General features: G+C 74.3%; 24 protein-coding genes. 12 read left to right on the forward strand and 12 right to left on the reverse strand.

From position 1 onward, the window contains the following. The first annotated feature begins 116 nt into the window (after nt 1-116). Nucleotides 117-1,499 (forward strand): lipase family protein, encoded by a 1,383-nt coding sequence (locus tag GA0070562_RS23975; protein WP_091426280.1) that lies wholly within the window; start codon nt 117-119, stop codon nt 1,497-1,499. Nucleotide 1,500: 1 nt separating this feature from the next. Here the strand turns inward: GA0070562_RS23975 and tsaE are convergent, their stop codons facing one another. The 4 genes from tsaE to GA0070562_RS23995 form a co-directional block, all read right to left on the reverse strand. Beyond that, nucleotides 1,501-1,983, reverse strand: a complete 483-nt coding sequence (tsaE, locus tag GA0070562_RS23980; RefSeq protein ID WP_091426283.1) for a tRNA (adenosine(37)-N6)-threonylcarbamoyltransferase complex ATPase subunit type 1 TsaE — start codon at nt 1,981-1,983, stop codon at nt 1,501-1,503. Next, complete coding sequence (locus GA0070562_RS23985) at nt 1,980-3,065, reverse strand: alpha/beta fold hydrolase (protein ID WP_091426286.1); 1,086 nt, start codon at nt 3,063-3,065, stop codon at nt 1,980-1,982. Before GA0070562_RS23985 ends, tsaE begins: the two co-directional genes overlap by 4 nt. Then, nucleotides 3,062-4,180 carry an alanine racemase gene (gene alr, locus GA0070562_RS23990; protein ID WP_091426289.1) on the reverse strand — a complete coding sequence of 373 codons (1,119 nt, stop codon included), beginning with the start codon at nt 4,178-4,180 and terminating at the stop codon, nt 3,062-3,064. Before alr ends, GA0070562_RS23985 begins: the two co-directional genes overlap by 4 nt. Nucleotides 4,181-4,264: 84 nt before the next feature. After that, nucleotides 4,265-5,734 carry an NAD(P)H-hydrate dehydratase gene (locus tag GA0070562_RS23995; protein WP_091426292.1) on the reverse strand — a complete coding sequence of 490 codons (1,470 nt, stop codon included), beginning with the start codon at nt 5,732-5,734 and terminating at the stop codon, nt 4,265-4,267. Between the two features lie 216 nt (nt 5,735-5,950). Here GA0070562_RS23995 and GA0070562_RS24000 point away from each other — a divergent pair, with 216 nt between their 5' ends. After that, a complete protein-coding gene (locus GA0070562_RS24000) occupies nt 5,951-6,253 on the forward strand; it encodes a type VII secretion target (protein ID WP_091426294.1) in 303 nt (100 codons plus the stop codon). Further along, nucleotides 6,250-7,869, forward strand: coding sequence for an alpha/beta hydrolase (locus GA0070562_RS24005; RefSeq protein WP_091426296.1), 1,620 nt, complete (start codon nt 6,250-6,252; stop codon nt 7,867-7,869). The genes GA0070562_RS24000 and GA0070562_RS24005 overlap by 4 nt, the downstream gene beginning before the upstream one ends. Nucleotides 7,870-7,934: 65 nt before the next feature. Here GA0070562_RS24005 and glmS read toward each other — a convergent pair whose 3' ends face one another. Further along, nucleotides 7,935-9,848 (reverse strand): glutamine--fructose-6-phosphate transaminase (isomerizing), encoded by a 1,914-nt coding sequence (glmS, locus tag GA0070562_RS24010; protein ID WP_091426298.1) that lies wholly within the window; start codon nt 9,846-9,848, stop codon nt 7,935-7,937. A 272-nt stretch (nt 9,849-10,120) separates the two neighbouring features. On the opposite strand from glmS, the gene GA0070562_RS24015 reads away from it, so the two are divergent. Next, complete coding sequence (locus tag GA0070562_RS24015; protein WP_091426299.1) at nt 10,121-11,089, forward strand: MmpS family transport accessory protein; 969 nt, start codon at nt 10,121-10,123, stop codon at nt 11,087-11,089. 31 nt (nt 11,090-11,120) lie between these two features. After that, on the forward strand, nt 11,121-12,305 hold the full coding sequence (locus GA0070562_RS24020; RefSeq protein ID WP_091426301.1) for a pyridoxal phosphate-dependent aminotransferase: 1,185 nt from the start codon (nt 11,121-11,123) through the stop codon (nt 12,303-12,305). 40 nt (nt 12,306-12,345) lie between these two features. On the opposite strand, the gene glmM is transcribed toward GA0070562_RS24020, so the two are convergent. The 6 genes from glmM to GA0070562_RS24050 form a co-directional block, all read right to left on the reverse strand. After that, complete coding sequence (glmM, locus tag GA0070562_RS24025) at nt 12,346-13,701, reverse strand: phosphoglucosamine mutase (protein WP_091426303.1); 1,356 nt, start codon at nt 13,699-13,701, stop codon at nt 12,346-12,348. A gap of 117 nt (nt 13,702-13,818) precedes the next feature. Then, nucleotides 13,819-14,283: a 30S ribosomal protein S9 gene (gene rpsI / locus GA0070562_RS24030; RefSeq protein ID WP_018784602.1), complete on the reverse strand. Its 465-nt coding sequence runs from the start codon at nt 14,281-14,283 to the stop codon at nt 13,819-13,821. A gap of 20 nt (nt 14,284-14,303) precedes the next feature. Further along, complete coding sequence (gene rplM, locus GA0070562_RS24035) at nt 14,304-14,747, reverse strand: 50S ribosomal protein L13 (protein ID WP_013288574.1); 444 nt, start codon at nt 14,745-14,747, stop codon at nt 14,304-14,306. A gap of 209 nt (nt 14,748-14,956) precedes the next feature. Beyond that, on the reverse strand, nt 14,957-16,324 hold the full coding sequence (locus GA0070562_RS24040) for an MFS transporter (RefSeq protein ID WP_091426305.1): 1,368 nt from the start codon (nt 16,322-16,324) through the stop codon (nt 14,957-14,959). Between the two features lie 122 nt (nt 16,325-16,446). Next, the gene (locus tag GA0070562_RS24045) at nt 16,447-16,740 is read right to left on the reverse strand and encodes a type II toxin-antitoxin system PemK/MazF family toxin (protein ID WP_091426307.1); all 294 of its coding nucleotides are present in this window, start codon (nt 16,738-16,740) and stop codon (nt 16,447-16,449) included. Next, complete coding sequence (locus GA0070562_RS24050; protein ID WP_151499179.1) at nt 16,730-16,987, reverse strand: DUF6364 family protein; 258 nt, start codon at nt 16,985-16,987, stop codon at nt 16,730-16,732. Before GA0070562_RS24050 ends, GA0070562_RS24045 begins: the two co-directional genes overlap by 11 nt. A 176-nt stretch (nt 16,988-17,163) precedes the next feature. On the opposite strand from GA0070562_RS24050, the gene GA0070562_RS24055 reads away from it, so the two are divergent. Together GA0070562_RS24055 and GA0070562_RS24060 are read left to right on the forward strand one after the other, a co-directional pair. After that, a complete protein-coding gene (locus tag GA0070562_RS24055; RefSeq protein WP_091426311.1) occupies nt 17,164-17,631 on the forward strand; it encodes an excisionase family DNA-binding protein in 468 nt (155 codons plus the stop codon). Nucleotides 17,632-17,671: 40 nt separating this feature from the next. Then, nucleotides 17,672-18,271: a PIN domain-containing protein gene (locus GA0070562_RS24060; protein WP_091426316.1), complete on the forward strand. Its 600-nt coding sequence runs from the start codon at nt 17,672-17,674 to the stop codon at nt 18,269-18,271. On the opposite strand, the gene GA0070562_RS24065 is transcribed toward GA0070562_RS24060, so the two are convergent. Continuing rightward, nucleotides 18,244-18,954 carry a class I SAM-dependent methyltransferase gene (locus GA0070562_RS24065; protein WP_091426318.1) on the reverse strand — a complete coding sequence of 237 codons (711 nt, stop codon included), beginning with the start codon at nt 18,952-18,954 and terminating at the stop codon, nt 18,244-18,246. The two genes, GA0070562_RS24060 and GA0070562_RS24065, sit on opposite strands and share 28 nt — an antisense overlap. Before the next feature lie 147 nt (nt 18,955-19,101). Here GA0070562_RS24065 and GA0070562_RS24070 point away from each other — a divergent pair, with 147 nt between their 5' ends. From GA0070562_RS24070 to GA0070562_RS24090, 5 genes are read left to right on the forward strand one after another with little or no spacing between them, the layout of a single operon-like run. After that, a complete protein-coding gene (locus GA0070562_RS24070) occupies nt 19,102-21,213 on the forward strand; it encodes a molybdopterin oxidoreductase family protein (RefSeq protein WP_091426322.1) in 2,112 nt (703 codons plus the stop codon). Next, nucleotides 21,210-22,697, forward strand: a complete 1,488-nt coding sequence (locus GA0070562_RS24075) for an FAD-dependent oxidoreductase (RefSeq protein ID WP_091426325.1) — start codon at nt 21,210-21,212, stop codon at nt 22,695-22,697. Before GA0070562_RS24070 ends, GA0070562_RS24075 begins: the two co-directional genes overlap by 4 nt. Then, nucleotides 22,694-25,216, forward strand: coding sequence for a nitrite reductase large subunit NirB (gene nirB / locus GA0070562_RS24080; protein WP_091426327.1), 2,523 nt, complete (start codon nt 22,694-22,696; stop codon nt 25,214-25,216). The genes GA0070562_RS24075 and nirB overlap by 4 nt, the downstream gene beginning before the upstream one ends. Continuing rightward, entirely contained in the window at nt 25,213-25,560 is a 348-nt protein-coding gene (nirD, locus tag GA0070562_RS24085) for a nitrite reductase small subunit NirD (RefSeq protein WP_091426328.1), read from the forward strand. Before nirB ends, nirD begins: the two co-directional genes overlap by 4 nt. Next, the gene (locus tag GA0070562_RS24090) at nt 25,560-26,648 is read left to right on the forward strand and encodes a uroporphyrinogen-III synthase (protein WP_091426330.1); all 1,089 of its coding nucleotides are present in this window, start codon (nt 25,560-25,562) and stop codon (nt 26,646-26,648) included. Before nirD ends, GA0070562_RS24090 begins: the two co-directional genes overlap by 1 nt. The last annotated feature ends 7 nt before the right edge of the window (nt 26,649-26,655 follow it).

The raw sequence follows: 26,655 nt of genomic DNA on the forward strand, positions 1-26,655 counted from the left end.
AGGGCCGGGACACTGGCAACAAAAGTTACCGGAGCGTAACCTACTGGCAAGTTACTTACGCCACATCGCCGCTGCTAGCTTGCATCCACCACCATCGATGCTCGCTAGGAGTGCCCGTGAGCAGTAGGAACACCCGTCCCCGCACGCCCTCCACCGCCCCCTCCCCCCGCCGCCCGAGAGGCGTCCGGATGCTGGCCGTCGCCGCGGCGGCAGCCGTGTACCTGGCCGGATCCGGCGCACCCGCGGCCGCCGACGGCGCAGCGCCGGTGGTCTCCCGCGGCGTGACCATCCCCGCCTTCTACCACCCACCCGCCGACCTGCCCGCCACCAACGGCACGCTGATCCGTACCGAGCCGCTGCCGCTCGGCCTGAGCATTCCCGGACTCGACGGCCGCCCGATGCCCGGCACCGCCACCCGGCTGATGTACCGGTCCACCGACTCCAACGGCCGGGCCGTCGGCGTGACCGGCGCCTACATCGAACCGTGGGCGGCGTGGCGGGGCACCGGACCGCGCCCGCTGGTCGCCGTCGCCTCCGGCACCATGGGGCAGGGCGACCAGTGCGCACCCTCGTTCGCCCTGCAACATCCGCTCACCCTCACCGGCGACACCCTGTCCGTCGGCTACGAGGCGCTGGCGATCTACCGCCTCCTCGCCACCGGCGCCGCTGTCGTCGTCACCGACTACGTCGGCCTGGGCGCGACCGACCGGCTGCACACGTACGTCAACCGCCTCGACGAAGGGCGAGCCCTGCTCGACGCGGCCCGCGCCGCCCGCGCGGTGCCGGGAGCATCGGTCACCGACCGGTCCCGCGTCGGCCTGTACGGCTACAGCCAGGGTGGCGGCGCCAGCGCCGCCGCCGCCGAGCTCCAGCCCGCCTACGCGCCCGACGTACCGCTGGCCGGCAGCTACGTCGGCGCGCCTCCCGCCGACCTGACGGCTGTCATCGGCGGCATCGACGGCAGCGCGCTGGCGGGAGCGCTGGGCTGGTCGCTCAACGGCTTCGCCCAGTCCGACCCGGCCGTGCGGGACGTCATCGAGGCGAACGTCAACGACGCCGGCCGGGCGGCGCTCAGCGACACCTCGACCATGTGCGTCGGGGACGCGATCCTCCGGTACGCGTTCACCAAGAGCAGCAAATGGATCACCGGCGGCCGGTCCCTCACCGCCGTCATCGCCGCCTCGCCCGAGGCGAGCGCCGTCCTCGACCGGCAGCGCATCGGCACGCTCAAGCCCGCCGGTCCGGTACGCGTGGCGACCGGCGTCCAGGACGACATCGTGCCCCACCGGCAGGCCCGTCAACTGGCTGTCGACTGGTGCCGCAAGGGCGGCGCCGTGACCTACCAGGCCGTCAGCCTGCCCAACCTCGGGGACAAGCTCCTCACCAACCACCTGGCGCCGCTCATCACCGACCAGGGCGACGCCGTGGCCTGGCTGACCGACCGGCTTGCCGGGCGCACCGCCTACTCCAACTGCTGGACGATGCCCCTTCAGCCCTGACTCAGGACAGTTCGGCGACCCGGGCGGCCCAGTCGCCGCCGACCGGCTCCAGCGTGACCGCCCGGGTGTCGTCGTCACGGCGGTCGATGCGTACCCGCAGGTGCGCGTCGACCAGCTGCTCGACCATCCCCTCGCCCCACTCCACCACTGTGACCGCCTCGTCCACCGAGGCGTCCAGGTCGAGGTCGTCGATCTCCGCGCGCGGGTCGGCGGCCTCACCCAGGCGGTACGCGTCGGCGTGCACGAGCGTCACCCGGCCGCCCCGCGCCGGGTCGGGCCGGTGCACCCGCGCGATGACGAAGGTGGGCGAGGTGATGTCCCCGCGTACGCCGAGGCCGGCGCCGATGCCCTGGGTCAGCGCCGTCTTGCCGGCCCCGAGCGGGCCGCTGAGCAGCAGCAGGTCACCGGCGCGCAGCACACCGGCCAGCCGCCGCCCGAACTCGTGGGTGTCGTCGACGGTCTTCAGCTCCACGCCCACTGTCATAGCGAATCCAGGAACCTCTCCAGCGCCGCGTTCACCTCGTCGGCGTGCTCCAGCATCACCACGTGCCCGCTGTCGTGGATCTTCACGAACTCGGCGTGCGGCAGCCGCCGGACGATCTCCTCGGAGTGCGTCACCGGCGTGATCATGTCCTTGTCGCCCACGATCACCAGCACCGGCGTGCCGGCCAGTGCGGCCAGCGCCGGGAACCGGTGGTGGGTGGCGATCGTGCGCAGGTAGCGGGTGACCGTGTCGGCCGAGGTGCGCGAGTTCATCGTCTCGACGTACGACACCAGGGCCGGGCTCGGCTTCGAGGTGCCGAAGCCGTACTTGCGGGTGAGCAGCCAGGCCACGTTCGAGGTCGACCGGCGGGCCCGGTCGATGACGGTGCCGCCGTACCGGGTGGCGTTGCTCATCATGTAGAGCACCGGCGAGCCGACGCGGCCGAGCAGCGCGGGCGCCACCAGCTTGGTCTCCGCCGCGAGGCCGCCCGAGGTGGCCATCAGCACGGTGCCGACCACCCGGTCGCCGAACATCTCCGGGTACAGCTCGGCCAGCGCCATGATCGTCATGCCGCCCATGGAGTGCCCCACCAGCACCAGCGGGCCGTCCGGGGCCACCTCGTCGAGCACCCGGCGCAGCGTGTGGCCCAGCGCGGTCAGGTCGTACTCGCCGCTCTCCAGCCGGCCCGAGCGGCCGTGCCCCGGCTGGTCGTACGCGACCACCCGGTAGTCGCCGCGCTCGGCGAGCCGCTTGCGCTGGAAGTGGAACGTGCCCATGTCCAGGCAGAACCCGTGCACCAGCACCACCGTCGGGTGCCCGGCGACCGGGCGGGCCGGCTCGACCACCTCCACGTGGATGTCGGTGCCGTCCGGCATCTCCAGCCGGTACGCCTCGTCGTAGCGCTGCTCGCCGAAGACCTCGTCGGCGTACCGGTCGGCGGGGTCGTTCTTGAGCCGGCGGACCAGCACCCGCTCGCTGACCACGCCCGCCGCGAGCCCGGCGGCGGCCACGCCGACGGCGGCGCCGACCAGCCCGGCCACCTTGCCGGCGGCGGTACGCGGTCGCGGCAACCGGACACTCATGCGCGCTCGCCGTCGTATACGCGGGGCACGCGCACGCCACCGAAACGGGTCACGATCTCGTAGTTGATGGTGCCGACGGCCTCGGCCCAGTCGTCGGCGGTGGGCTCGCCGTCCGCCCCGCTGCCGAACAGCGTCGCCACGTCGCCGTCGGCCACCTCGTCGTCGCCGCAGTCGACCACGAACTGGTCCATGCAGACCCGCCCGGAGATGGCCCGGCGCTTGCCGGCGAGCTGCACCGGCCCGGTGTTGGAGGCGTGCCGGGGCACCCCGTCGGCGTAGCCTAGCGGCACCACCGCCAGGTTGGCCTCCTGCTCGGTGAGGTAGGTGTGGCCGTAGGAGACGCCGGTGCCGGCCGCCACCCGTTTGGTGAGCATCACCCGGGCGCGGGCGGTCATCGCCGGACGCAGACCGAACTGCTCGCCCGCGACCGGCGACAGGCCGTAGACGGCGATGCCGGGACGGACCAGGTCGAAGTGGGTGTCCGGCCGGGTCAGCGTGGCGGCCGAGTTGGCCAGGTGCCGGTAGCGCGGGCGCAGGCCGGCCCGCGTCACCATCTCCAGCCCTTCCTGGAACACGGCGAGCTGGCGGTCGGTGGTGGGGTGGCCGGGCGAGTCCGCGTACACGAAGTGGCTCCACACGCCGACCACCTCGACCAGGCCGTCGGCCTGGGCCTTCGCGGCGGCCTCCAGCAACGTCGGCCAGTCGGCGACGGTGGCGCCGCCCCGGGCCAGCCCGGTGTCGATCTTGAGATGCAGCCGGGCCGGACGGCCCGCCCGGCGGCTCGCCTGGACCATCTCGTCGAGCTGGGTGAGGCTGGCGCAGCCGAGGTCGACGCCGACGGTGATCCCGTCGTGCAGCGGCACCCCGGGGCTGAGCAGCCAGGCCAGCACCGGCGCGGTGATGCCCTCCTCGCGCAGCCGCAGCCCCTCGTCCAGCGTGCAGACGCCGAGCTGGTCCGCCCCGGCGTCGAGCGCCGCGCGGGCGGCCGGCACCATGCCGTGGCCGTACCCGTCGCCCTTGACCACCGCCATCAGCTCGGCGCTGGTGCCGGCCTTGAGCCGGGTCACGTTCTCCCGGATCGCGTCCAGGTCGACGCGCACCTCCGACTGCCACATGTCCTCAGCCTACTTCCGTCAGTGATCATCAGAGCCGTGAGCCGTGCGGGCGGTGCCCGTCGCCACCGGTCGTCGCCGCCCGGATCAGCCCAGCCGGGTCAGAACCGGACGCAACGCGGCGGCCACGTCGGGCGCGGTCACCGGACCGCCGCGCGCCGCCTCCCGGCCGGCCAGCCCGTGCAGGTACGCCGCGGCGCCGGCCGCCCGCTCCGGGGCCAGCCCGGCGGCGAGCAGCGAACCGAGCAACCCGGCCAGCACGTCGCCGGTGCCGCCGGTGGCGAGCACCGGGGTGCCGGTCGGGTTCACGTACGCCCGGCCGTCGGGCGTGCCGATGACCGTGCGGTCGCCCTTGAGCAGCACCACCGCGTTCATCCAGGCGGCGAGCCGCAGGGCGGCGGCGACCCGGTCCTCCCCCGGCATCTCGCCGCAGAGCCGGGCGTACTCCCGGTCGTGCGGGGTCACCACGATCGGCGCGTCCCGGCCGCGCAGCCGGTCGGCCAGCTTTCCGCCGACGAGCAGCGTCAGCGCGTCCGCGTCGAGCACCACCGGCACCGGCGCGGCGAGCACCGCCCGCAGCTCGGCGGCCGAGTCCTCGCCGGTGCCCAGCCCGGAGCCGCAGACCCACGCCTGGACCCGGCCGGCGTCGGCGACCCGGCCGGTGGCGATCACCGACGGGTGCTGGTGCAGCACCTCGCCCTTGGCGCTCCCGGCGTAGCGGACCAGGCCGGTGGGACCGGCGAGCGCCCCGGCGACCGAGAGCACCGCGGCGCCCGGGTAGGTGGCCGAGCCGGTGGCCACGCCGACCACGCCCCGGGAGTACTTCTCCGACGACGCTCCCAGCGCCGGCCACCAGTCGGCCACGTCCGCCTGCTCGATCACCTGGAGCGCCGGCGTGCCGCGCAGCCACGGCGTCAGCCCGATGTCGACCAGCTCGACCTCCCCGGCCAGCTCGGCGGCCGGGCCGACGACCAGTGCCGGCTTGAGCGCGCCGAAGGCGACTGTCACGTCGGCGCGGACCGCCCGGGGCCGCCCGGCGTCGGTGAGCGGGACGTGGCCGGTGTCGACAGCGGCTCCGCTCGGCACGTCGACAGCGACCACCGTTGCGGGCGTGCCGTCGCGCCCGCGCTGCCCGGTCAGGCTCGCGGCCAGTTGCTCGGCCGTCTCGCGAAGCCCACCGGTGCCGCCGATGCCCACGATGCCGTCGAGCACCAGGTCGACCACCGCGGGCGGCCGGTCGGCCACGCGCCCGCCGGCGGCGCGCAGGGCGGTGAGGCCCTCGGCGTGCGCGCGGCCCGGCGTGAGGAGCAGCGCGGTCACCGCCGCGCCCCGGCGGGCCAGGTGCGCGCCCGCGAACAGGGCGTCGCCGCCGTTGTCGCCGGACCCGACGAGCAGCAGCACCCGGGCGCCGTAGACGCCGCCCCGGTCGGCCAGCAGCAACGCGCAGCGGCGGGCCAGCCCGGCCGCGGCCCGCTGCATGAGCGCGCCGGCCGGAAGGGTGGCCATCAGGCCCGCTTCCGCAGCGCGAACGTCCGCGACACGCCACACCTGTCTCATGCCACCCCGCCCCGCTCGTCGCGCCGGCTCAGCTTCCGCCCGCGGCTGCCCCGATCACGGCCTCACCCTACCGGCGGTACGCGCCGGGGACCGGCCGGCGGACAACCCCTGTGGATAACCCGGACCGTTGTCCACAGGGGTCGGCGACCGCCGTCGGGTGCCGCCTAGCGTCCCGGTGTCCGGAGCCGGCCGGTGGCGCCGGGCGAGGGAGGTCACGTGGTGGAGAGACCGTTCGACGTCGACCCGGAGCTGCTGCGCACGGTGGCGCGCGAACTGGCCGACGACGCGTACCGGCTGGCCCGCGGGCCGGGCGCGGCGCCGGAGTCGTTGCTGGTGGCGGCACCGGACGGCTGGCGATCCGCTGTCGCGCTGGCCGACCTGGAATCGGCCGTGCGGCGCTGGTCCGGCGCGCTCGGCGCCCGGGTGGCCGACACCGCTCAGGCGTTGCGCCGAGGGGCGGACGGCTACGAGGCGGTCGACGAACGCGCCGCCCGCCGCCTCACCCGGGTGCTCCGGTGAGCGGCGGTCCCGCCGGCGCGGCGGACGCGCCGGTCGGCTACGCGCAGCTCTGGCGGGCCGACCCGGGCGCCTGGGCCGCCGCCGGTGCGGCGTGGCGGAGTCTGGCCGCGCCGGTACGGCGGCGCGCCGACGCGCTGACCGCCCGGATCGGCGCGCTCCGGCCCGGGTGGTCGGGCGCGGCCTCGACGGCGGCGCAGCGGCGGATCGGGGACCTGCGCACCGGCCTCACCGACGTGCTCCCCGCCCTGATCGAGGTCGACCAGGTGCTCGCCGAGTTCGGTGCCCGGCTGAGCGCGGCGAAGGCCCGGCTCGGCGCCGAGGTGGCCCGCGCCGAGTCCGGTGGCCTGCTCGTCGACCGCACCGGCGCGGTCCGGCCCGACCCGGCCCGGGTGACGCGGACCGGGCCGGCCGTGGTCCACGCGCGGGCCGGGATCCGGGACGCACTGACGCTCGCCGGCACCGCCGACCGGGAGGCGGCCGGCCGGCTGGCGGAACTGAGCACCGCTGCGGTACGCGGCTGGGTGAGCGTCCCGCCCGCGTGGCGGCCCGGGCCCGGTGCCGGCCCGGCGGAGGTGAGCCGCTGGTGGGCCGGTCTGAGCGCGGCCGAGCGGCGATGGCTGGTGGGGCGGGAACCGGGCCGGATCGGGCGTCTCGACGGGCTTCCGGCCGCCGCCCGGGACCAGGCGAACCGGCTGCTGCTCGGCGATCGGCGCGAGCAGTTGCTCGTGCGGCGGCTCGCCCTGCTGCACCCGCTTCCGGCCGGGCCGCTGGAGGCGTCGCGGCGGGTCCGGCTCGCCGCTGTCGAGGCGGCGCTGCGCGGGCTGGACGGGCTCAGCGAGCGGCTGGCCGCGGGCGGGGCGCCCCGGGCGTACCTGCTGGGTCTGGATCCGGCCGGCGACGGCCGCGCGGTGGTGGCGCTCGGCAACCCGGACCGCGCCGCCTCGGTGCTCACCTACGTCCCGGGCATGACCTCGGATCTCGCCGATGCGCCGGCCGAGCTGGGCCGGGCGGCCCGGGTGTTGCAGCGGTGCGCGGCGCTCGGGCCGGGCGAGGAGGCGGCGGCGGTGCTCTGGCTGGACTACGACGCGCCCGACCTCCTCACCGAGGCGGCGGGCACCCGGCAGGCCGAGGACGCCGGCCCGGCGCTGCACCGGTTCCAGGAGGGGCTGCGGGCCGCGCACGAGGGGCCACCGGCCCGGCAGACGGTGCTCGGGCACAGCTACGGCTCGCTCGTGGTCGGCGCCGCCGCCCGCGACCACGGATTGGGCGCTGACGCGCTGGTCTTCGTCGGTTCGCCCGGGGTCGGCGTGGACCACGCCGCCGACCTGCGGATGCCCGCCGGGCAGGTCTGGTCGTCGACCGCGCCGGACGACGTGATCCGGCTGGCCCGCCCGCCGGACGAGCTGGCCCGCCGCGCGCTGCTGTCCGGCACGCCGCTCGGCCCGGCGTTCGCCGTGCTCGGCGGGCACGGCGAGCGGCTCTGGTTCGGCGCCGACCCGAGCGGGCCGGGCTTCGGCGGCCGGCGCTTCCCGAGCGCACCGCACGGCCACACCGGCTACTGGGATCCGGACAACCCGGCGCTGGACGGCATGGCACGGATCGTGCTGGGCCGATGAGCAGGCAGAGACGGCGCGGTCCCTCCGCCCGGTCGACCGGGCGGAGGGACCGTGGACGAGATCGGCTACTCGACGGTGACCGACTTGGCCAGGTTCCGGGGCTGGTCGACGTCGTGCCCGCGGGCGGCGGCGATCTCGGCGGCCAGCACCTGCAACGGCACCGTGGTCACCAGCGGCGCCAGCAGCGTCGGCGTACGCGGCACGTAGATCAGGTGGTCGGCGTAGCGGACCACCGCCTGGTCGCCCTCCTCGGCGATCACGATCGTGCGGGCGCCGCGGGCGCGTACCTCCTGGATGTTGGAGACGACCTTGTCGTGCAGCATGCCCCGGCCGACCGGCGACGGCACGATGCAGATCACCGGCGTGCCCTTGTCGATCAGCGAGATCGGGCCGTGCTTCAACTCGCCGGCGGCGAAGCCCTCGGCGTGCATGTACGCCAGCTCCTTGAGCTTCAGCGCGCCTTCGAGCGCCACCGGGTAGCCCACGTGCCGGCCGATGAACAGCACGGTCGGCTCGGACTTCAGCTCACGCCCCAGCTCGCGGACCGGCTCGATCCGGTCCAGCAGCTCGCGCAGCTTGGCGGGCATCTCCTGGAGCTGGGCCACCACGGCGCCCACCTCGTCGGCGAACTTGATGCCGCGCACCTGGGCCAGGTGCAGGCCGATCAGGTAGCAGGCCACGACCTGGGTGAGGAACGCCTTGGTGGAGGCGACGGCGATCTCCGGGCCGCCGTGGGTGTAGAGCACCGCGTCGGACTCGCGCGGGATGGTGGAGCCGTTGGTGTTGCAGATGGCCAGCACGCGGGCCTTCTGCTCCTTGGCGTGGCGCAGCGCCATCAGCGTGTCCATCGTCTCGCCGGACTGCGAGATCACCACGATCAGCGTGGACCGGTCCAGCACCGGGTCGCGGTAGCGGAACTCGCTCGCCAGCTCCACCTCGCAGGGGATGCGGGTCCAGTGCTCGATGGCGTATTTGGCGACCAGGCCGGCGTGGTAGGAGGTGCCGCAGGCGACGATGAAGATCTTGTCGACGTCGCGCAGGTCCTGCTCGCTGAGGCGGACCTCGTCGAGGGCGATCTCGCCGCTCTCGGTGAGCCGGCCGAGCAGCGTGTCGGCGATGGCCTGCGGCTGCTCCTCGATCTCCTTGAGCATGAACCAGTCGTAGCCACCCTTCTCGGCGGCCGACGAGTCCCAGTCGATGTGGAAGTCCTTGCCACTGGCCGGCTGACCGTCGAAGTCGGTGATGTCGATGGTGTCCGGGGTGATCAGCACGATCTGGTCCTGCCCCAGCTCGACCGCGTCCCGGGTGTGCTCGATGAACGCGGCGACGTCGCTGGCCAGGTAGTTCTCGCCGTCACCACGGCCCACCACCAGCGGCGAGTTGCGCCGGGCGCCGACCACCGCGCCGGGGATGCCGGCGTCGACGGCGAGCAGCGTGAACGCGCCCTCCAGGCGCGCGCAGACCACGCGCATGGCGGCGGCCAGGAGCTGCGGGCTGTCGGTCTCACCGGCCGAGCGCAGGTCGGCCAGCGCGCGGGCGATCAGGTGCGCGGCGCACTCGGTGTCGGTGTCGCTGGCGAACTCGACGCCCTCGTCCTCCAGCTCGGTGCGGAGCTTCGCGAAGTTCTCGATGATGCCGTTGTGGATCACCGCGACGCGGCCGTCCGGGGAGAGGTGCGGGTGGGCGTTGCGGTCGGTCGGGCCGCCGTGCGTGGCCCACCGGGTGTGGCCGATGCCGGTGGTGCCGTCGCCGATGCCGATCGGGCTGGCGGCGCAGTCCTCGGGGTTGTCCGCCGCCCGCTCGGAGAGGACCTTCTCCAGGTTCGCGAGCTTGCCGGCCTTCTTCTCGGTCAGCAGCTCGTCCTCGCAGACCACGGCGACACCGGCCGAGTCGTAGCCGCGGTATTCGAGACGCCGCAGTCCGTCAAGCACGATGCCGAGCGCCGGGCGCGCACCGGCGTAACCCACGATTCCACACATGGTCCGCAGCCTAACCGAGTTTCGCTCATCGTGCGTGCTCGGAAAGCCGGTTAACGATCACTGAATTTGAGCGAACCGAACGCCGGGGTTGCCACTACCGGACATAGCACCATCCAGGCCGTTCCACCCGTCCGGACCGCTACGGGACGCGGCGCGCGGGCCGGCGGCCGGGACCGCACGGCTGGCCGCCACCGCCTACATTGAGGCCGGGCGCCGTCCCCCGGGCCCACCGTTCCGCGGTCGTCCGCGCCGTACCCCTGTGAGCTGAGCCGATGTCCGAGACGACCCCCGCCCCCGAACCGGCCTCCGGACCGAGCGACCCGACCGCCGCACCGGCCGCGCCGCCGCCCTCCACCTGGACGCCGCCGGACCCGTTGGCCGCCCCGCAGCCGTGGACGCCACCCGCACCCTGGTCGCCGTCCCCGGCTCCGAGCCCCTGGGCGGCGCCCGGCCCGGAGAGCGCGTCCGGAACCGACCCGGCCGCGTCCCCGAGCGGCACGGGCCGGCCGGTGGGCGAACCGGGGTGGGCGGCTCCGGCCGACCCGGCCACCACGCCGCGCCCGGCCGTCCCGCCGGCCTCGGGCGACCCACAGGCCCCCGGTACGCCCGGGTGGCCGTCCCAGCCCGGCACCCCGGACTTCTCGGCACAGCCGGCCTGGACACCGGGCGCCTACCCGCCCGGCCCCTACCAACCCGGCCCCTATCCGCCCGGGCCCTACCCGCCGCCGTACGCGTATCCGGGCATGCCACCGCGCCGCAGCGGCGGCGGCTGGGCGATCGGCCTGGTGATCGGCATCGTGAGCGTCCTGGCGCTCATCGTCTGCGGCTGCGTCGGGCTGTCCTTCCTCGGCAGCACCCTGGACGACGGGGCGGCCTCCGGCGAGCGGTACGACGGACCGCTGTACGGCGAGCCCGACGGGTGGGCCGACGAGCCCACCCGTCCCCCGGCCAGACCGGTCACCACCCCGTCCGGCGGGCCCGGCAGGTTCACTGTGCTGTACGAGGTGACCGCCACCAACGGCGAGGCGGAGGTGCAGTTCTACGACGCGGACGCGAACTTCCACCAGCCCGGCGCCGTGGACACCCCCTGGCGGCTGAGCTTCACCGCGAACGACCGCGAGCGGGTGCAGATCATCGCCAGTCCGGTCGAGTCCGGCGACGTGACCTGCCGGATCACCGTCAACGGCAAGGTCGTGTCGAAGGACTCGGGCGAGTACGGCGCGACCTGCTTCGGCTGGTGAGCAGTCGGCGGCGGGCCGTAGGCTGGCCGCCGTGACGACGACCGATCCCCTGGTGGCCCGGATGCGGCCGTTCGGCACCACCGTGTTCGCCGAGATGTCCGCGCTGGCCGTGCGCACCGGCGCGGTCAACCTCGGGCAGGGCTTCCCGGACACCGACGGCCCGCCGGAGATGCTCGCCGCCGCGGCCGAGGCGCTGCGTACCGGCCACAACCAGTACCCGCCCGGCCCGGGGATCCCCGCGCTGCGCGCCGCCGTCGCCGAGCACCAGCGCCGGTTCTGGGGCCTGGAGTACGACCCGGACGGCGAGATCGTGGTGACGGCCGGCGCGACCGAGGCGGTCGCGGCGAGCATCCTCGCGCTCTGCGAGCCGGGTGACGAGGTGGTCTGCTTCGAGCCGTACTACGACTCGTACGCCGCCTCGATCGCGCTGGCCGGTGCGGTCCGCCGCCCGGTGACGCTGCGTCCCGGCGCCGACGGCCGGTACGCGTTCGACCCGGCCGAGCTGCGCGCCGCGTTCGGGCCGCGTACCCGGATGGTGCTGCTGAACTCGCCGCACAACCCGACCGGCAAGGTCTTCACCGCCGACGAGCTGGCAGTGGTCGCCGGGCTGTGCCGGGAACACGACGTGTACGCGGTCACCGACGAGGTCTACGAGCACCTGGTGTTCACCGACGCCGCCGCGCCGCACGTACCGCTGGCAACGCTGCCCGGGATGCGGGAGCGGACGCTGCGCATCTCGTCGGCCGGGAAGACGTTCTCCTGCACCGGCTGGAAGGTCGGCTGGGTGAGCGGACCGGCACCGCTGGTGGCGGCGGTGCTGCGGGTGAAGCAGTTCCTGACGTTCGTCAACGCCGGGCCACTGCAACCCGCGGTGGCGGTGGCGCTCGGGCTGCCGGACGCGTATTTCACCGGGTTCCGGGACGACATGCAACGGCGGCGGGACCAACTCGCCGCCGGGCTGGCCGACGCCGGGTTCGGCGTGCTCGCGCCGGAGGGCACCTACTTCGTCACCGCCGACGTCACGCCGCTCGGTGGCCGGGACGGGGTGGAGTTCTGCCGGGCGCTGCCCGAGCGCTGCGGCGTGGTGGCGGTGCCCACGCAGGTGTTCTACGACGACGTGGAGGCCGGCCGCCGGCTGGTCCGGTTCGCGTTCTGCAAGCGACCCGAGGTGCTGGCCGAGGCGGTGACCCGGCTGCGTCGCCTGCGCGCTGACTGAACCGCCCGCTGGAGGGAGATCCCCCAGCGGGCGGCATGGCTCAGGCGACCGGGCTGGCGGTGCGGACCTGCTCGGCGATGCGCTCGGCGACCTCACGCGCGGTGGCCTCGGTGGCCGCCTCGACCATGACCCGCACCAGCGGCTCGGTGCCCGAGGGGCGCAGCAGCACCCGGCCGGTCTCGCCCAGTTCCGCCTCCGCGCGCTCCACCTCGGCCCGGACGGCGGGTGCGGCGGCGCCGACGGTACGGTCGCCGACCGGCACGTTGATCAGCACCTGGGGCAGCTTGGTGACCACTGCGGCCAGCTCGGCCAGGGTCGTGCCGGTGGCGGCCATCCGCGCCATCAGGTGCAGGCCGGTCAGCACGCCGTCGCCGGTGGTGGCGTACGCCGGCAGCACGATGTGCCCGCTCTGCTCGCCGCCGAGCGCCAGGCCGGAGGCGCGCAGCTCCTCCAGCACGTACCGGTCGCCGACCTTGGTCTCGACCAGCCGGATGCCGTGCTCGGACATGGCCAGCCGGAGACCGAGGTTGCTCATCACGGTGGCGACCAGGGTGTCCTGGGTCAGCTCGCCGGCGTCCCGCATGGCGAGCGCGAGGATCGCCATGACCTGGTCGCCGTCGACCTCGTCGCCGTCGGCGGTGACCGCGACGCAGCGGTCGGCGTCGCCGTCGTGGGCGATGCCGAGGTGGGCGCCGTGCTCGACCACGGCGGCGCGCAGCGCGTCGATGTGGTTGGAGCCGCACTCGTCGTTGATGTTGAGCCCGTCCGGCTCGGCGTGGATGGCGATCACCTCGGCGCCCGCTTCCCGGTAGGCGACCGGGGCGACGTCGGCCGCCGCGCCGTTGGCGCAGTCGACGACCACCTTGATCCCGTCGAGGCGGTGCGGCACGGTGCCGACCAGGTGCTGTACGTAGTGGTCGGCGCCGTCGAGCAGGTCGTTGACCCGGCCCACGCCGGCGCCGATCGGGCGCTTCCAGGCGGTGGTGGCGTTGGCCTTCACCGCCTCCTCGATCCGCATCTCGATCTCGTCGGGCAGCTTGTGCCCACCGGCGGCGAACAGCTTGATGCCGTTGTCCGGCATCGGGTTGTGCGAGGCGGAGAGCATCACGCCCAGGTCGGCCTTGATCTCGGCGGTGAGGAACGCCACCGCCGGGGTGGGCAGCACGCCGACCCGGACCACGTTGGCGCCGGCGCTGGTGAGCCCGGCGACCACCGCCGCCTCCAGCATTTCGCCGCTGGCCCGGGTGTCCCGGCCGACCACCGCGAGCGGCGGATGGCTCTTGTCGGTCTCGGCCAGCGTGTGGGCCGCGGCCACCGCGACCGCCAACGCCAACTCCGGGGTGAGATCCGCGTTCGCCCGCCCGCGTACGCCGTCCGTGCCGAACAACCGGCCCATACCCGCCAACCTCCGTGGAACTGCCGATGAGAGGAGAGAAACGCGGAACGGCCGGTCCGCCTCCCGGAAGGGGAGGCGAACCGGCCGTCCGTCAGAAGTACAAGACGCTTGTGGTGATCAGCGCTTCGAGTACTGGGGAGCCTTACGGGCCTTCTTGAGGCCGTACTTCTTGCTCTCCTTGACCCGGGCGTCACGGGTCAGGAAGCCGGCCTTCTTCAGGGCCGGGCGGTCGTCGGGCTCGCTGACGATCAGCGCCCGGGCGATGGCGAGCCGCAGCGCGCCGGCCTGGCCGGTGGTGCCGCCGCCACGCAGGTTGGCGATCACGTCGAACGCCTCGGGCTTCTCGGCGGTGACCAGCGGGTCCTTGATGAGCTGCTGGTGCACCTTGCTCGGGAAGTAGGCCTCGAGGTCGCGGCCGTTGCAGGTGATCTTGCCGGTGCCCGGGACGATCCGGACCCGGACGATGGCTTCCTTGCGCCGACCCACGGTCTGGATCGGGCGGTCACCACGGGGCGCGCGCGCGACGGGCGCCGGCGCCTCGGTGGCCTCGGGGGCGACCTCGGTGGCGGTGATGTCGGTCATGCTGCTTCCTTCGCCCGCGCTCACTGCGCGATCTGCTTGATCTCGAACGGCACCGGCTGCTGCGCGGTGTGCGGGTGCTCGGCACCGGCGTAGACCTTCAGCTTCTTGAGAAGCTGACGGCCCAGCTTGTTGTGCGGGAGCATGCCCTTCACGGCCAGCTCGATGGCCCGCTCGGGCCGCTTGGTGAGCAGCTCGTCGTAGCCGACCCGCTTCAGACCACCCGGGTAACCGGAGTGGCGGTAAGCAACCTTGGTCTGGCGCTTGTTGCCGGTCAGCGCGACCTTGCCCGCGTTCACGATGACGACGAAGTCGCCCGTGTCGACGTGCGGCGCGAAAGTCGGCTTGTGCTTGCCACGCAGGAGCGTGGCGGCGTGGGTCGCCAGGCGGCCCAGCACGACATCAGAGGCGTCGATGACGTGCCACTGACGCTCGATCTCACCCGGCTTCGGGCTGTACGTACGCACAGGTCTACCTTGTCTCGTCGTCGGTCTGGGGTCGCGCGCCGAAGTGACCAGGAGTACCCAGCCGGACCAGCGCGCACGAACGACCAAGCGTACCTGATGCGGCACGCCTAAGAATGTCGTACAACAGCAGGCAACGATACCCGGCCGCCCTGCGGCAGGTCAAAACGGGGTCGCGCCCCGCGTGGTCTGCGCGTTCGCCATGGCGCAGCTCACACGCCGACCAGCGTACGCGGCCCGGGACGCAGGTAGACCACCCAGGTCACCAGGAAGCAGAGCGCGTACCAGGCGATGAACGCCAGGTAGGCGGCGTCCGCGGTGCCGGAGGTCAGGAACGACTGCCGGAACGCCACGTTCACCAGCACCCCACCGGAGGCGCCGACCGCGCCGGCGATGCCGATCACCGCGCCGGACAGGCGCCGGGCCCGCCGCTGCGCCGCCTCCGGGTCGCCGGTCAGCTCGCTCTCCGCGACGGCCCGGGCCCGGAAGATCGCCGGGATCATCTTGTACGTCGAGCCGTTGCCGATGCCGGAGAAGACGAACAGCGCCAGGAACCCGGTCAGGTAGAGCGGGAAGGACCGGTCACGGGCGGCGTACAGCACCAGCGCGGCCCCGGCGGCCATCGCCACGAAGTTCCAGAACGTGATCCGGGCCCCGCCGAGCCGGTCGGCGAGCTGACCGCCCACCGGCCGGATCAGCGAGCCGATCAGCGGCCCGAGGAAGGTCAGCCAGGCCGCGTCGACGGGCGTCGGGAACCGGTCGTGGAACTGGAGCTGGAGCACCTGGCCGAAGGCGAACCCGAAGCCGATGAACGAGCCGAACGTGCCCACGTAGAGCAGCGACATCACCCAGGTGTGCGGGTCGCGGGCCGCCGCGCGCAGCGCGCCCGGTTCGTTGCGCGCCCCCGGCACGTTGTCCAGCCAGCGGGCCGCGGCCAGCGCGGCCAGCACGATCAGCGGCAGGTAGACCGCCGGCACGAGCCGGGGGTACGCGGCGCCGGCCGTCGCCAGCACCGCCAGCCCCACCAGTTGCACAGCCGGTACGCCCAGGTTGCCGCCACCGGCGTTGAGCCCCAGCGCCCGGCCCTTGAGCCGCTCCGGGAAGAACAGGTTGATGTTCGCCATCGACGAGGCGAAGTTGCCGCCGCCGACGCCGGACAGGCAGGCGAGCACCATCAGCGTGGCGTACGACACCCCGGGCTCGATCAGCACGGCCATCGGCACCGCCGGCACGAGCAGCAGCAGGGCGCTCACGATGGTCCAGTTCCGGCCGCCGAACCGGGCGACGGCAAGCGTGTACGGCAGCCGCAGCACCGCCCCCAGCGCGGCCGGCACGGCGGTCAGCAGGAACTTCCCGGCCGGGTCGATGCCGTACTCGGGGCCCAGGAACAGCACCGTCACCGACCAGAGGCTCCACACGGAGAAGCCGACGTGCTCGGCGAAGATCGAGACGTACAGGTTGCGCCGGGCCACCCGGGCGCCGCCGGCCGCCCAGAACGCCGGGTCCTCCGGCCGCCATTCGGTGAGCCGGCCGGCGGTGGTGGCCGGCGGCGGCGTGGGTGCGGAAACGAGCGTGCTCACGGGCGACTCCTCCTCGTCGATGACGAGGCGACGCTCTCAGCCGGTGGTTTCCCCGGCGTGCCCCGCGCGCGTCGGCCCGGCAACGGAGACCGCACGTCCGCCGGACGGCGCCGGTGAGGAGGTCACAGCTCCTGGAGGATCCGCAGCGCTCGACCGACCCGCTGCATGGTCTCGGTGTCGGCCACGTCCACGCACTCGGTGAACCACTTCTTCATCGGTGAGGAGATCCGGTCGGGCATCACCACGTACGCGCCCATCCGCACGGCGAGCGGCGAGTCGCGCAGCAGCGACTCCTCGACCACCTCGGCCACGATCACGATGGGTACCGCCGTGGCGTTGTAGACGTCGGAGCTGATCACCAGACCGAACCGCTCGCGGGCGCCGGAGATGCGCCAGACCTCACCCCTACGCAGCACGCGGACGCCCGCCGAACAGGGCGTCGTCGACGAGCGCGACCTCCTGGGCGTCGGCCAGGGCGGCGGATTCCAGGTCCAGGCCGGCACGGCCGACCGCGTCGGCGTGCGCGGTGAAGACCTCGCGCAGCGCCTTCTCCCGGGCGGCCTGGTCCATCCAGGCGGAGAGGGAGAGGCCTTCCCGCTTGGCGAACCGGCGCGCCTCCTCGATCGTCTCGTCGGAGAACGACAGCGTCACCTTGGCGGTCATGCCGGGAAGACTACCCATCGGTATGACCGCCAGTCATCCTCGTCCCCGCCGATCGGGGATTAGGACATCGCCAGGTGAAACAACCGAAGCTAGTTGCGGATATTGCACTTGCAAGCGATGATGGAGCAGGTCCGAACGGTTGGGACGACGCAAGCACATCTGCCGCAGGGAGCCGCATGAGCCTCAGCACCGGCATGGCCGCCTCGGTCATGCCCACCGAGGGAGCGGAGCGCCAGAAGGCAGCCGCCATGGAGGAGTTCCTCGTGCGGCACCCCCTTGCCGCAGGCGGAAGGGCGGCCCGCCTCGTCTCGGCGGACGGCGAAGAGGTCGAGGTTCCCGCCCAGATGTTCGACGTCCTCCATCAGATCTCGGCGATGCTCGCCCGCGGCGACGGCGTCGCGATCAGCGCCATCTCCCGCGAACTGACGACGACCGAGGCGGCGAAGCTGCTCGGCATGTCCCGCCCCACACTCGTCCGCCTTCTGGAGAACGAGTCGATCGCGTCCCACCGGGTCGGCACCCACCGGCGCCTCTTTCTCCGCGACGTCCTCGCATTCCGGCAACGGCAGATGGAAGAGCGACGGAAGTCGTACGAGGCCCTGATGTGGGAGTCCGACGCGCTCGGTTTCACCGACGACGTGTAGTTCCCGGCCCGGCCAGGGGGCGCTGGGTAGGGTGTCCACTGTGATCCCCAGCGCCCCACTGGTGTTCCTGGACGCGAACGTTCTCTATTCCAGGACTATTCGCGACTGGGTCAGCCTTCTCGCACTCGAAGGCGATTGCGCCGTCTTCGATCTCCGGTACAGCGAGGACGTACTGGCGGAATGGATGTATCGCTTGCGCCGCAAGCGGCCCGAGCATTCCGAGCAGGCGATCGGCGGGCAGCGACGCCGTTTCGTCCAGGCATTCCCGTACGGCCTCGTCACCGGCTATTCGCCGAACGACGTGCCGTGCCCGCCGGACCCGGACGACCGGCACGTCCTGGCCGCCGCCGTCCACGGCCGCGCCGACATCCTGGTAACCGACGACCGGCGCGCCTTTCCTCCGGGATGCGTACGGGAATCCCTGTCGGTCCTCACCGGCGACGGGTTCCTCAACTGGGTGGCCGACCGTTCGATGCCCCTGGTTCTGCGGGCACTGGCGCGGCAGATCGACTACTACCGGCGCAGCCTGGTCTCCGAGGACAAGGACGCGGTCGAATTGATCGCCCACTTACGCAAGGCCGGCGTACCCCGTTTCGCCGAGCGGCTCGAGAATCACCTCGCCGATCCGTCCGGCCGCTGACCGCCGAAGACGGCGAAGCGCCATTCCTTGAAGAAGCAGTCCACGTCCACCAGTCCCGCCTCGGTCAGCCAGCGGCACTGCTCGGCCACCGGGGCCGGACGGTCGTGCCGCATCCGCTCCCGGGCGGCGGCGATCTCCTCGGCGTCGGAGCCCAGCTCGGCGATCCGCGCCGTCCACACCTCGTCGTAGCGGCGATCCAGCGCCGGGGTCGGTCCGGCCACCTGCTCGGCGTTGACGAACACCCCGCCGGGAACCAGCGCCTCAGCGGCCCGCCGGTACAGCGCCCGCTTGCCGGAGTCGTCGAGGTGGTGGATGGCCAGCGCGGACACCACGGCGTCGCACCGGCCGGCGGGCAGCGGGTCGGCCAGGTCGGCGTGCACCGTGCGGTGCGCCACGCCGCGTTCCTTCAGGTGTCCGGCGGCGACCGCGAGCATGCCGGGTGCGCCGTCCACGAGCGTCAGGCGGACCCCGGGGACGGCTGCGGTCAGCAGCAGGGACAGCAGGCCGGTACCAGCGCCCAGGTCCAGCACCTCGGGGGTACGCCCGGCGGCGAGCGCGGCGCGCAGCGGGGGCGCGGCCACCTCGACGGCGGCGCCGTAGAAGGCGTCGAAGCAGGGCACCAGGCGGCGCCGGGCCTGGTCGTAGCTGCCGGCCACCGCGTCGAACGCGTCCGCCACGCCCATCGGAGCCTCCCGTTATTTGAGACAACTTTCCCACATTGTAAACCCCGCGGAGGACGACGTCACCTACGTGCGGTGTGAAGCGGTCGTGACAGGACCGAAACAGAGCAGACCCGGACCGGAAACCGCCCGACGGCACGCTTTTCCGACATGACAGACGGTGCACGCACGGCGACGCGAACGGGGTCACGCCCCGTCGAGGCCGCTACGCACTGCCCGTACTGCGCGTTGCAGTGCGGCATGGTGCTGCGCGCCACCGGCGACGGTGTCGAGGTCGGCGCCCGCGACTTCCCCACCAACCGGGGCGGGCTGTGCCAGAAGGGCTGGACCGCCGCCGACCTGCTCGACCACCCGGACCGGCTCACCACCCCGCTGCTGCGCGACCGGCCCGGCGGCGAGCTGCGGCCGGCGACCTGGGACGAGGCGCTGGACCGCGTCGCCGCCGGGGTCCGGGACGTGCAGCACCGCCACGGGCCGGACGCGGTAGCCGTCTTCGGCGGCGGCGGGCTCACCAACGAGAAGGCGTACGCGCTCGGCCGCTTCGCCCGGGTGACGCTGCGGACCCGGCACATCGACTACAACGGGCGCTGGTGCATGTCCTCGGCCGCCGCGGCCGGGAACCGGGCGTTCGGGATCGACCGCGGACTGCCGTTCCCGCTGGCCGACCTCGGCCGCGCGGACACGCTGCTGCTGGTCGGCGCGAACCCGGCCGAGACCATGCCCCCGCTGATGCGGCACGTCACCGACCTGCGGGAGCGCGGCGGACGGCTGATCGTGGTCGACCCGCGCGCCACCGCCACCGCCCGCCAGGCCGACCTGCACCTGCAACCCCTGCCCGGCACCGACCTCGCGGTGGCGAACGCGCTGCTGCACATCGCGCTCACCGAGGGCTGGCTGGACCGGGCGTACGTCGCGGAGCGGACCACCGGCTTCGACGAGGTCCGGCGGACGGTGGCCGGCTACTGGCCGGCGGAGGTGGAACGGCTCTCCGGCGTGCCGGTGGCCGACCTGTACGCGACCGCCCGCGCGCTGGCCACCGTGGACCGGGCGGTCGTCCTCACCGCCCGGGGCGCCGAGCAGCACGCCAAGGGGGTCGACACGGTCACCGCCTTCATCAACCTGGCGCTCGCCCTGGGCCTGCCCGGTCGTCCCGGTTCCGGCTACGGCTGCCTGACCGGGCAGGGCAACGGGCAGGGCGGCCGGGAGCACGGGCAGAAGGCCGACCAGCTCCCCGGCTACCGGCGTATCGACGACCCCGCGGCCCGCGAGCACGTGGCCGGGGTGTGGGGCGTCGACCCGGACGCGCTGCCCGGGCCGGGAGTGCCGGCGTACCAGCTCCTCGACGCGCTCGGCACGCCGTCCGGAGCGCGGGCACTGCTGGTGTTCGGTTCCAACCCGGTCGTGTCCGCGCCCCGCGCGACGCAGGTCGAGTCCCGGCTGCGCGCCCTGGACCTGCTGGTGGTGGCGGACTTCGTCCGCTCCGAGACGGCCGAGCTGGCCGACGTGGTGCTGCCGGTCGCCCAGTGGGCCGAGGAGGACGGCACGATGACCAACCTGGAGGGCCGCGTGCTGCGCCGCCGGGCGCTGCGTGAGCCACCTGCCGGGGTCCGTACCGAACTGGAGATCCTCGCCGCGCTCGCCGGGCGGCTGACCGACGGCGGGCCGTCGCTGCCGACCGACCCACGTGAGGTCTTCGCGGAGCTCGGCCGGGCCTCGGCCGGCGGGTCGGCCGACTACGCCGGGATCACCTGGGACCGGATCGACGCCGACACCGGCGTCTTCTGGCCCTGCCCGGACCGGGACGGCCCGGACACCCCCCGGCTGTTCGCCGACCGCTTCCCCACCCCGGACGGCCGGGCCCGGTTCCACGCCGTGACCCACCGGCCGGCCGCCGAGCCGGTCTGCGCCGACTACCCGCTGCACTTCACCACCGGCCGGGTGCTCGCGCAGTACCAGTCCGGCGCGCAGACCCGGCGGGTGGCCGCGTTGCGCCGGGCCGCACCGGGCGGGTTCGTCGAGCTGCACCCGGACCTGGCGGCACGGATCGGCGTGACCGACGGGGCGCCGGTACGGGTGGTCTCCCGCCGGGGTGAGCTGCGCGCACCGGCCCGGCTCAGCACGGCGATCCGGCCGGACACCGTCTTCGCGCCGTTCCACTGGCCCGGCGCGCAACGCGCCAACTCGGTCACCAACGACGCTCTCGACCCGGTCTCCGGGATGCCCGAGTTCAAGATCTGCGCGGTCCGGGTGGAGGCGGCATGAACGAGCGGATCGTCGTCGTCGGCTACGGCATGGCCGGCGCCCGGCTCGCCGCCGAGCTGCACGCGCGCGGCGGGAACCGGCGGATCACAGTGCTCGGGGCGGAGCCGCACCGCGCGTACAACCGGATCATGCTCTCCACGCTGCTCGCCGGGCGCATCGGCGAGCCGGACGTGGAGCTGGTCGAAGCAGTCGGCCCGGGAGTCGAGGTCCGCACCGGCGCGACGGTCACCGCCGTGGACCGAGCCGCACGGGAGGTGGTCACCGACGACGGCGAGCGGCACGGGTACGACCACCTGGTGCTCGCCACCGGCAGCCGGGCCGCGGTGCCGCCACTACCCGGCCTCGCCCCGCTGCCCGAGCGGGCCGTCCCGTTCCGCACGCTCGGCGACTGCCGCCGGATCCTCGCCGCCGCCGAGGGCGCGCGGCGCGTGACGGTGCTCGGCGGTGGGCTGCTGGGTCTGGAGGCGGCCCGAGGGCTGGCCGCCCGGGGTCTCGACGTGACTGTGGTCCACCCGGTCGGGCACCTGATGGAGCGCCAGCTCGACCCGCCGGCCGGCGCGGTCCTCGCGGGCACGCTCGCCGGCCTGGGCGTCCGGTCCCGGCTCGGGGCGGCGGCCACCGCCGTGACCGCCGACGCCGACGGCGTCCGCCTGCACCTGGGCGACGACGAGACGCTCGCCGCCGACCTGCTGGTGCTCTGCTGCGGGGTACGCCCCGACACCGCGCTCGCCGCGGCGGCCGGGCTCGCCGTCGACCGCGGTGTGGTGGTGGACGACCGGATGCGGACGAGCGATCGGCGGATCTCCGCGATCGGCGACTGCGCGCAGCACGACGGCACGCTGACCGGGCTGGTCGCGCCGGCCTGGGCGCAGGCCCGGGTGGTGGCCGACGTGCTGACCGGAACGGACCCGCTGGCCCGCTACCGGCCCCGCCCGGCGGTGACCCGGCTCAAGGCGGCCGGCATCGACCTGGCCGCGATGGGCGACGTGGCCGGTACCGGCGAGCCGGGCGGTCCGGTCGAGGAGCTGACCTTCGCCGACCCGGCCCGGGGCACCTACGCCCGGCTGCGCATCCGGGACGAGCGGCTGACCGGCGCGATCCTGCTCGGCGACAACCCGGCGGTCGGCACCGTGGTGCAGCTGTTCGACAGGGGCGCGCCGGTGCCGGCGGACCGGCGTTCGCTGCTGCTCGGCCGGGCGTTCGGCGAGACGCCGGCCGGACCGGCCGCGTCACCGGCGCTGATGCCGGACGCCGCGACCGTGTGCCGGTGCAACGACGTGAGCAAGGGCGCGCTGGTGGCGTGCTGGCGGGCGGGCGCCCGGACGGCGGCGGCGCTGTCCGCGGCGACCCGGGCCGCCACCGGCTGCGGCAGTTGCCGGGACGCGGTGGCCGGCATCGCCGGCTGGCTGGCCGAGGCGGACCCGCAGACAACCGGCGAGGTACGCGACACGGATGCGGATCGCGAGGCGGTGGAGGTGTCATGAGCGGCAGGCTGGTGGTGGTCGGCAACGGCATGGTGGGGCAGCGCTTCGTCGAGGCGCTGCGGGCCCGGGACACCGACGGGCGGTGGCGGGTCACGGTGCTCGCCGAGGAACCGCGTCCGGCGTACGACCGGGTGCGACTCTCGGCCGTCTTCGACGGGGTGGACGCCGACGAGCTGACTGTGCACACCCCCGACGCAGGAGTGGACCTGCGCCTGGGCGAGCCGGCCACCGGCGTCGACCGGGCACGGCGGGTGGTGACCACGGCAACCGGTGAGTACCCGTACGACGCGCTGGTGCTGGCCACCGGCTCGTACGCCTTCGTGCCGCCGGTCGACGGCACGGACCTGCCCGGCGTGTTCGTCTACCGGACGCTGGACGACCTGACCGCGATCCGGGAGCACGCCCGGGGCCGCCGCACCGGCGCGGTGATCGGCGGCGGGCTGCTCGGGCTGGAGGCGGCGAACGCGCTGCGGCTGCTCGGGCTCGCCACGAGCGTGGTCGAGTTCGCGCCCCGGCTGATGCCGGTGCAGGTGGACGAGGCGGGCGGCGCGATGCTGCGGCGGTACGTCGAGGAGCTGGGCGTCACGCCGTACCTCGGGGTGGCCACCACGGCGCTGCGTCCCGGACCGGACGGCACGGTGGCCGCGCTCGACCTGGCCGACGGGCGCACGCTCGACGCGGAGCTGGTGGTGGTGGCCGCCGGGATCCGGCCGCGCGACGAGCTGGCCCGGGCCGCCGGGCTGCCGCTGGGCCCGCGCGGCGGAGTGCTGGTGGACTCGGCCTGCCGGACCGCCGACGAGCGGATCTGGGCGGTGGGCGAGTGCGCGGCGGTGGACGGGGTCTGCCACGGACTGGTCGCGCCCGGGTACGCCACCGCGGAGGTGGTCGCGGACCGGCTGCTGGGCGGCGCGGCGACGTTCCCCGGCGCGGACACCGCGACGAAACTCAAGCTGCTCGGCGTGGACGTGGCCTCGTTCGGCGACGCGCACGGCGTCACCCCGGGCTGCCTCGACGTGACGTTCACCGATCCGGCCACCCGCGCGTACGCGAAGCTGGTCCTCTCCGACGACGCGCGGACGCTGCTCGGCGGCGTGCTGGTCGGCGACGCGAGCGCGTACCCGGCGTTGCGGGCCAGTGTCGGCGGGCCGCTGCCCGCTCCCCCGCTGGCGTTGCTGGCGCCGGCCGGCGGCGCGGGCGCCGGTGCGGGCGCGTTGCCGGCCACCGCGCAGGTCTGCTCCTGCAACGCGGTGACCCGGGCCGATCTGGACGCGGCGATCGCCGGCGGTGCGACCGACGTGCCGGCGTTGAAGGCGTGCACCCGGGCCGGCACGAGCTGCGGCTCCTGCGTGCCGATGCTCAAGCAGTTGCTGGACGCCGCCGGGGTACGCCAGTCGACAGCGTTGTGCGAGCACTTCGACCACAGCCGGCAGGAGCTGTTCGACCTGGTCCGGGTGCGGGGCATCCGCACGTTCTCCCGGCTCGTCGCCGAGCACGGGCGCGGGAGGGGGTGCGACATCTGCAAGCCGGTGGTGGCCTCCATCCTGGCTTCGCTCGGCACCGGGCACGTGCTGGACGGCGAGCAGGCGTCGCTCCAGGACACCAACGACCACTTCCTGGCGAACCTGCAACGCGACGGCAGCTACTCGGTGGTGCCCCGGATTCCCGGCGGGGAGATCACCCCGGAGAAGCTGATCGCGATCGGCGAGGTGGCGCGCGACTTCCGGCTGTACACGAAGATCACCGGCGGGCAGCGGATCGACCTGTTCGGCGCGCGGGTCGACCAGTTGCCGCAGATCTGGCGCCGGCTGGTCGACGCGGGCTTCGAGTCGGGCCACGCGTACGGCAAGGCGCTGCGCACTGTGAAGTCCTGCGTGGGCGACACCTGGTGCCGCTACGGCGTGCAGGACTCGGTCGGGCTGGCGGTCGCGCTGGAGCTGCGTTACCGGGGCCTGCGCGCGCCGCACAAGCTCAAGTCGGCGGTCTCCGGCTGCGCCCGGGAGTGCGCCGAGGCCCGGAGCAAGGACTTCGGCGTCATCGCCACCGAGACCGGCTGGAACCTGTACGTCGGCGGCAACGGCGGTTTCCGGCCCCGGCACGCCGACCTGTTCGCCACCGACCTGAGCACCGCGGAACTGGTCACCCTGATCGACCGGTTCCTCATGTACTACATCCGCACCGCCGACCGGTTGCAGCGCACCGCCGCGTGGATCGAGGCCATGGACGGCGGCCTGGACCACCTCCGGTCGGTGCTCGTGGACGACTCGCTCGGGCTCTGCGCCGACCTCGACGCGGCGATGGCTCGGCACGTCGCGAGCTACTCCGACGAGTGGCGCGACGTCCTGGAGGACCCGGACCGGCTGCGCCGCTTCACCTCCTTCGTCAACGCGCCCGACGTGCCCGACCCGTCCATCACGTTCACCCAGGAGCGGGGCCAGCCGGTGCCGGCCCGGGGCGCGCCCCCGGACGGCGGACACCGCCGCCAGCCCGTCGTGCTGGGCCTGCCGGAGGTACGCCGATGAGCCCCGTCGTCACGCTGGACTGGACCCCGGTCTGCCCGCTGGACCGGCTCGACCCCGACCGGGGCGTGGCCGCCCTCGTCGACGGCGTACAGGTGGCGGTCTTCCGCACCGCGCACGGCCTGTACGCGGTGGACAACCTCGACCCGGTCGGCGGCGCGTACGTCATGTCCCGGGGCCTGGTCGGCAGCCGGGGCGGGTTGCCCACACTCGCCTCGCCGCTGCACAAGCAGGTCTACGACCTCACCACCGGGCGGTGCCTGGACCTACCGGGCGTGACGCTGCGCCGGCACCCGGTGCGCTGCCGGGACGGCCTGGTCGAGGTGCGGTTACGGCAGGAGGAATGATGCGGGACGAGCTGGCCGGCTTCACCATCGGCGTCACCGCCGACCGGCGGCGCGACGAACTGGCCGCGCTGCTCCAGCGGCGCGGGGCGCGGGTGGTGCTCGCCCCGGCGCTGCGGATCGTCCCGCTGGCCGACGACACCGACCTGCGTGAGGCCACCCGGGCCTGCCTGGAACACCCGCCGGACGTGCTGATGGCCAACACCGGCATCGGCATGCGCGGCTGGCTGGAGGCGGCCGAGGGTTGGGGGCTGGCCGAGCCGCTGCGCAGCACGCTCGCCCACGCGTACGTGGTGTCCCGTGGTCCGAAGGCGACCGGCGCGATCCGGGCGGCCGGGCTGCGCGAGCACTGGTCCCCGGAGTCGGAGAGCTGCGACGAGGTGGTCGAGCACCTGGTCCGGCGCGGGGTGGCCGGCCAGGTGGTGGCGATGCAACTGCACGGCGAGCGGCAGCCCGAGTGCGCCGACGCGCTGGTGGCGGCGGGCGCCACGGTGATCGAGGTGCCCGTGTACCGGTGGGCGCCGCCGGCCGACCCGGCACCGCTGCACCGGCTCATCGACCTGGTGGCCGGGCGTCTCGTCGACGCGGTCACGTTCACCTCGGCCCCGGCGGCCGAGGCGCTGCTGCGGGCGGCCGGGGACCGTACCGAGACGGTGTTGGAGGCGCTGCGCGGCGACGTACTGGCCGGGTGCGTGGGCACCGTCACCGCCGAGCCGCTGATCCGGCGGGGGGTGCCGGTGAGCGCGCCGAGCCGGGCCCGGCTGGGCGCCCTGGTCCGCACCATCGTCGAGGAGCTGCCCCGGCGCACGGTCTCGGTGAAGGCGGCCGGGCACGTGCTGACGCTGCGCGGGCACGCCGCGGTGGTGGACGGGGAACTGCGCCAGCTGGCGCCGGCCCCGATGGCGGTGCTGCGGGCGCTGGCCGCGTCGCCCGGCAAGGTGCTCTCCCGCACCGCGCTGCTGCGTACGCTGCCGCGCGGTGCCGACGAGCACGCGGTGGAGATGGCTGTCGCCCGCCTGCGGGCCGGGCTGAAGGCGCCCCGCGTGGTGCAGACGGTGGTCAAGCGGGGGTACCGCCTGCGGGTCGACTGACCCGCAG

This window comes from Micromonospora tulbaghiae, assembly GCF_900091605.1.
Taxonomy (GTDB): Bacteria; Actinomycetota; Actinomycetes; order Mycobacteriales; family Micromonosporaceae; genus Micromonospora; species Micromonospora tulbaghiae.

What these genes read in the sequence shown, in the direction of transcription:
- GA0070562_RS24090 (WP_091426330.1), top strand. Translation starts at nt 25,560, where the DNA reads ATGCGGGACGAGCTGGCCGGCTTCACCATCGGCGTCACCGCCGACCGG.
- nirB (WP_091426327.1), top strand. Translation starts at nt 22,694, where the DNA reads ATGAGCGGCAGGCTGGTGGTGGTCGGCAACGGCATGGTGGGGCAGCGC.
- tsaE (WP_091426283.1), bottom strand. Translation starts at nt 1,983, where the DNA reads ATGACAGTGGGCGTGGAGCTGAAGACCGTCGACGACACCCACGAGTTC.
- rpsI (WP_018784602.1), bottom strand. Translation starts at nt 14,283, where the DNA reads ATGACCGACATCACCGCCACCGAGGTCGCCCCCGAGGCCACCGAGGCG.
- GA0070562_RS24015 (WP_091426299.1), top strand. Translation starts at nt 10,121, where the DNA reads ATGTCCGAGACGACCCCCGCCCCCGAACCGGCCTCCGGACCGAGCGAC.
- GA0070562_RS24065 (WP_091426318.1), bottom strand. Translation starts at nt 18,954, where the DNA reads ATGGGCGTGGCGGACGCGTTCGACGCGGTGGCCGGCAGCTACGACCAG.
- GA0070562_RS24070 (WP_091426322.1), top strand. Translation starts at nt 19,102, where the DNA reads ATGACAGACGGTGCACGCACGGCGACGCGAACGGGGTCACGCCCCGTC.
- glmM (WP_091426303.1), bottom strand. Translation starts at nt 13,701, where the DNA reads ATGGGCCGGTTGTTCGGCACGGACGGCGTACGCGGGCGGGCGAACGCG.
- nirD (WP_091426328.1), top strand. Translation starts at nt 25,213, where the DNA reads ATGAGCCCCGTCGTCACGCTGGACTGGACCCCGGTCTGCCCGCTGGAC.
- GA0070562_RS24050 (WP_151499179.1), bottom strand. Translation starts at nt 16,987, where the DNA reads ATGACCGCCAAGGTGACGCTGTCGTTCTCCGACGAGACGATCGAGGAG.
- GA0070562_RS24075 (WP_091426325.1), top strand. Translation starts at nt 21,210, where the DNA reads ATGAACGAGCGGATCGTCGTCGTCGGCTACGGCATGGCCGGCGCCCGG.
- glmS (WP_091426298.1), bottom strand. Translation starts at nt 9,848, where the DNA reads ATGTGTGGAATCGTGGGTTACGCCGGTGCGCGCCCGGCGCTCGGCATC.
- GA0070562_RS23995 (WP_091426292.1), bottom strand. Translation starts at nt 5,734, where the DNA reads ATGAGACAGGTGTGGCGTGTCGCGGACGTTCGCGCTGCGGAAGCGGGC.
- GA0070562_RS23985 (WP_091426286.1), bottom strand. Translation starts at nt 3,065, where the DNA reads ATGAGTGTCCGGTTGCCGCGACCGCGTACCGCCGCCGGCAAGGTGGCC.
- alr (WP_091426289.1), bottom strand. Translation starts at nt 4,180, where the DNA reads ATGTGGCAGTCGGAGGTGCGCGTCGACCTGGACGCGATCCGGGAGAAC.
- GA0070562_RS24055 (WP_091426311.1), top strand. Translation starts at nt 17,164, where the DNA reads ATGAGCCTCAGCACCGGCATGGCCGCCTCGGTCATGCCCACCGAGGGA.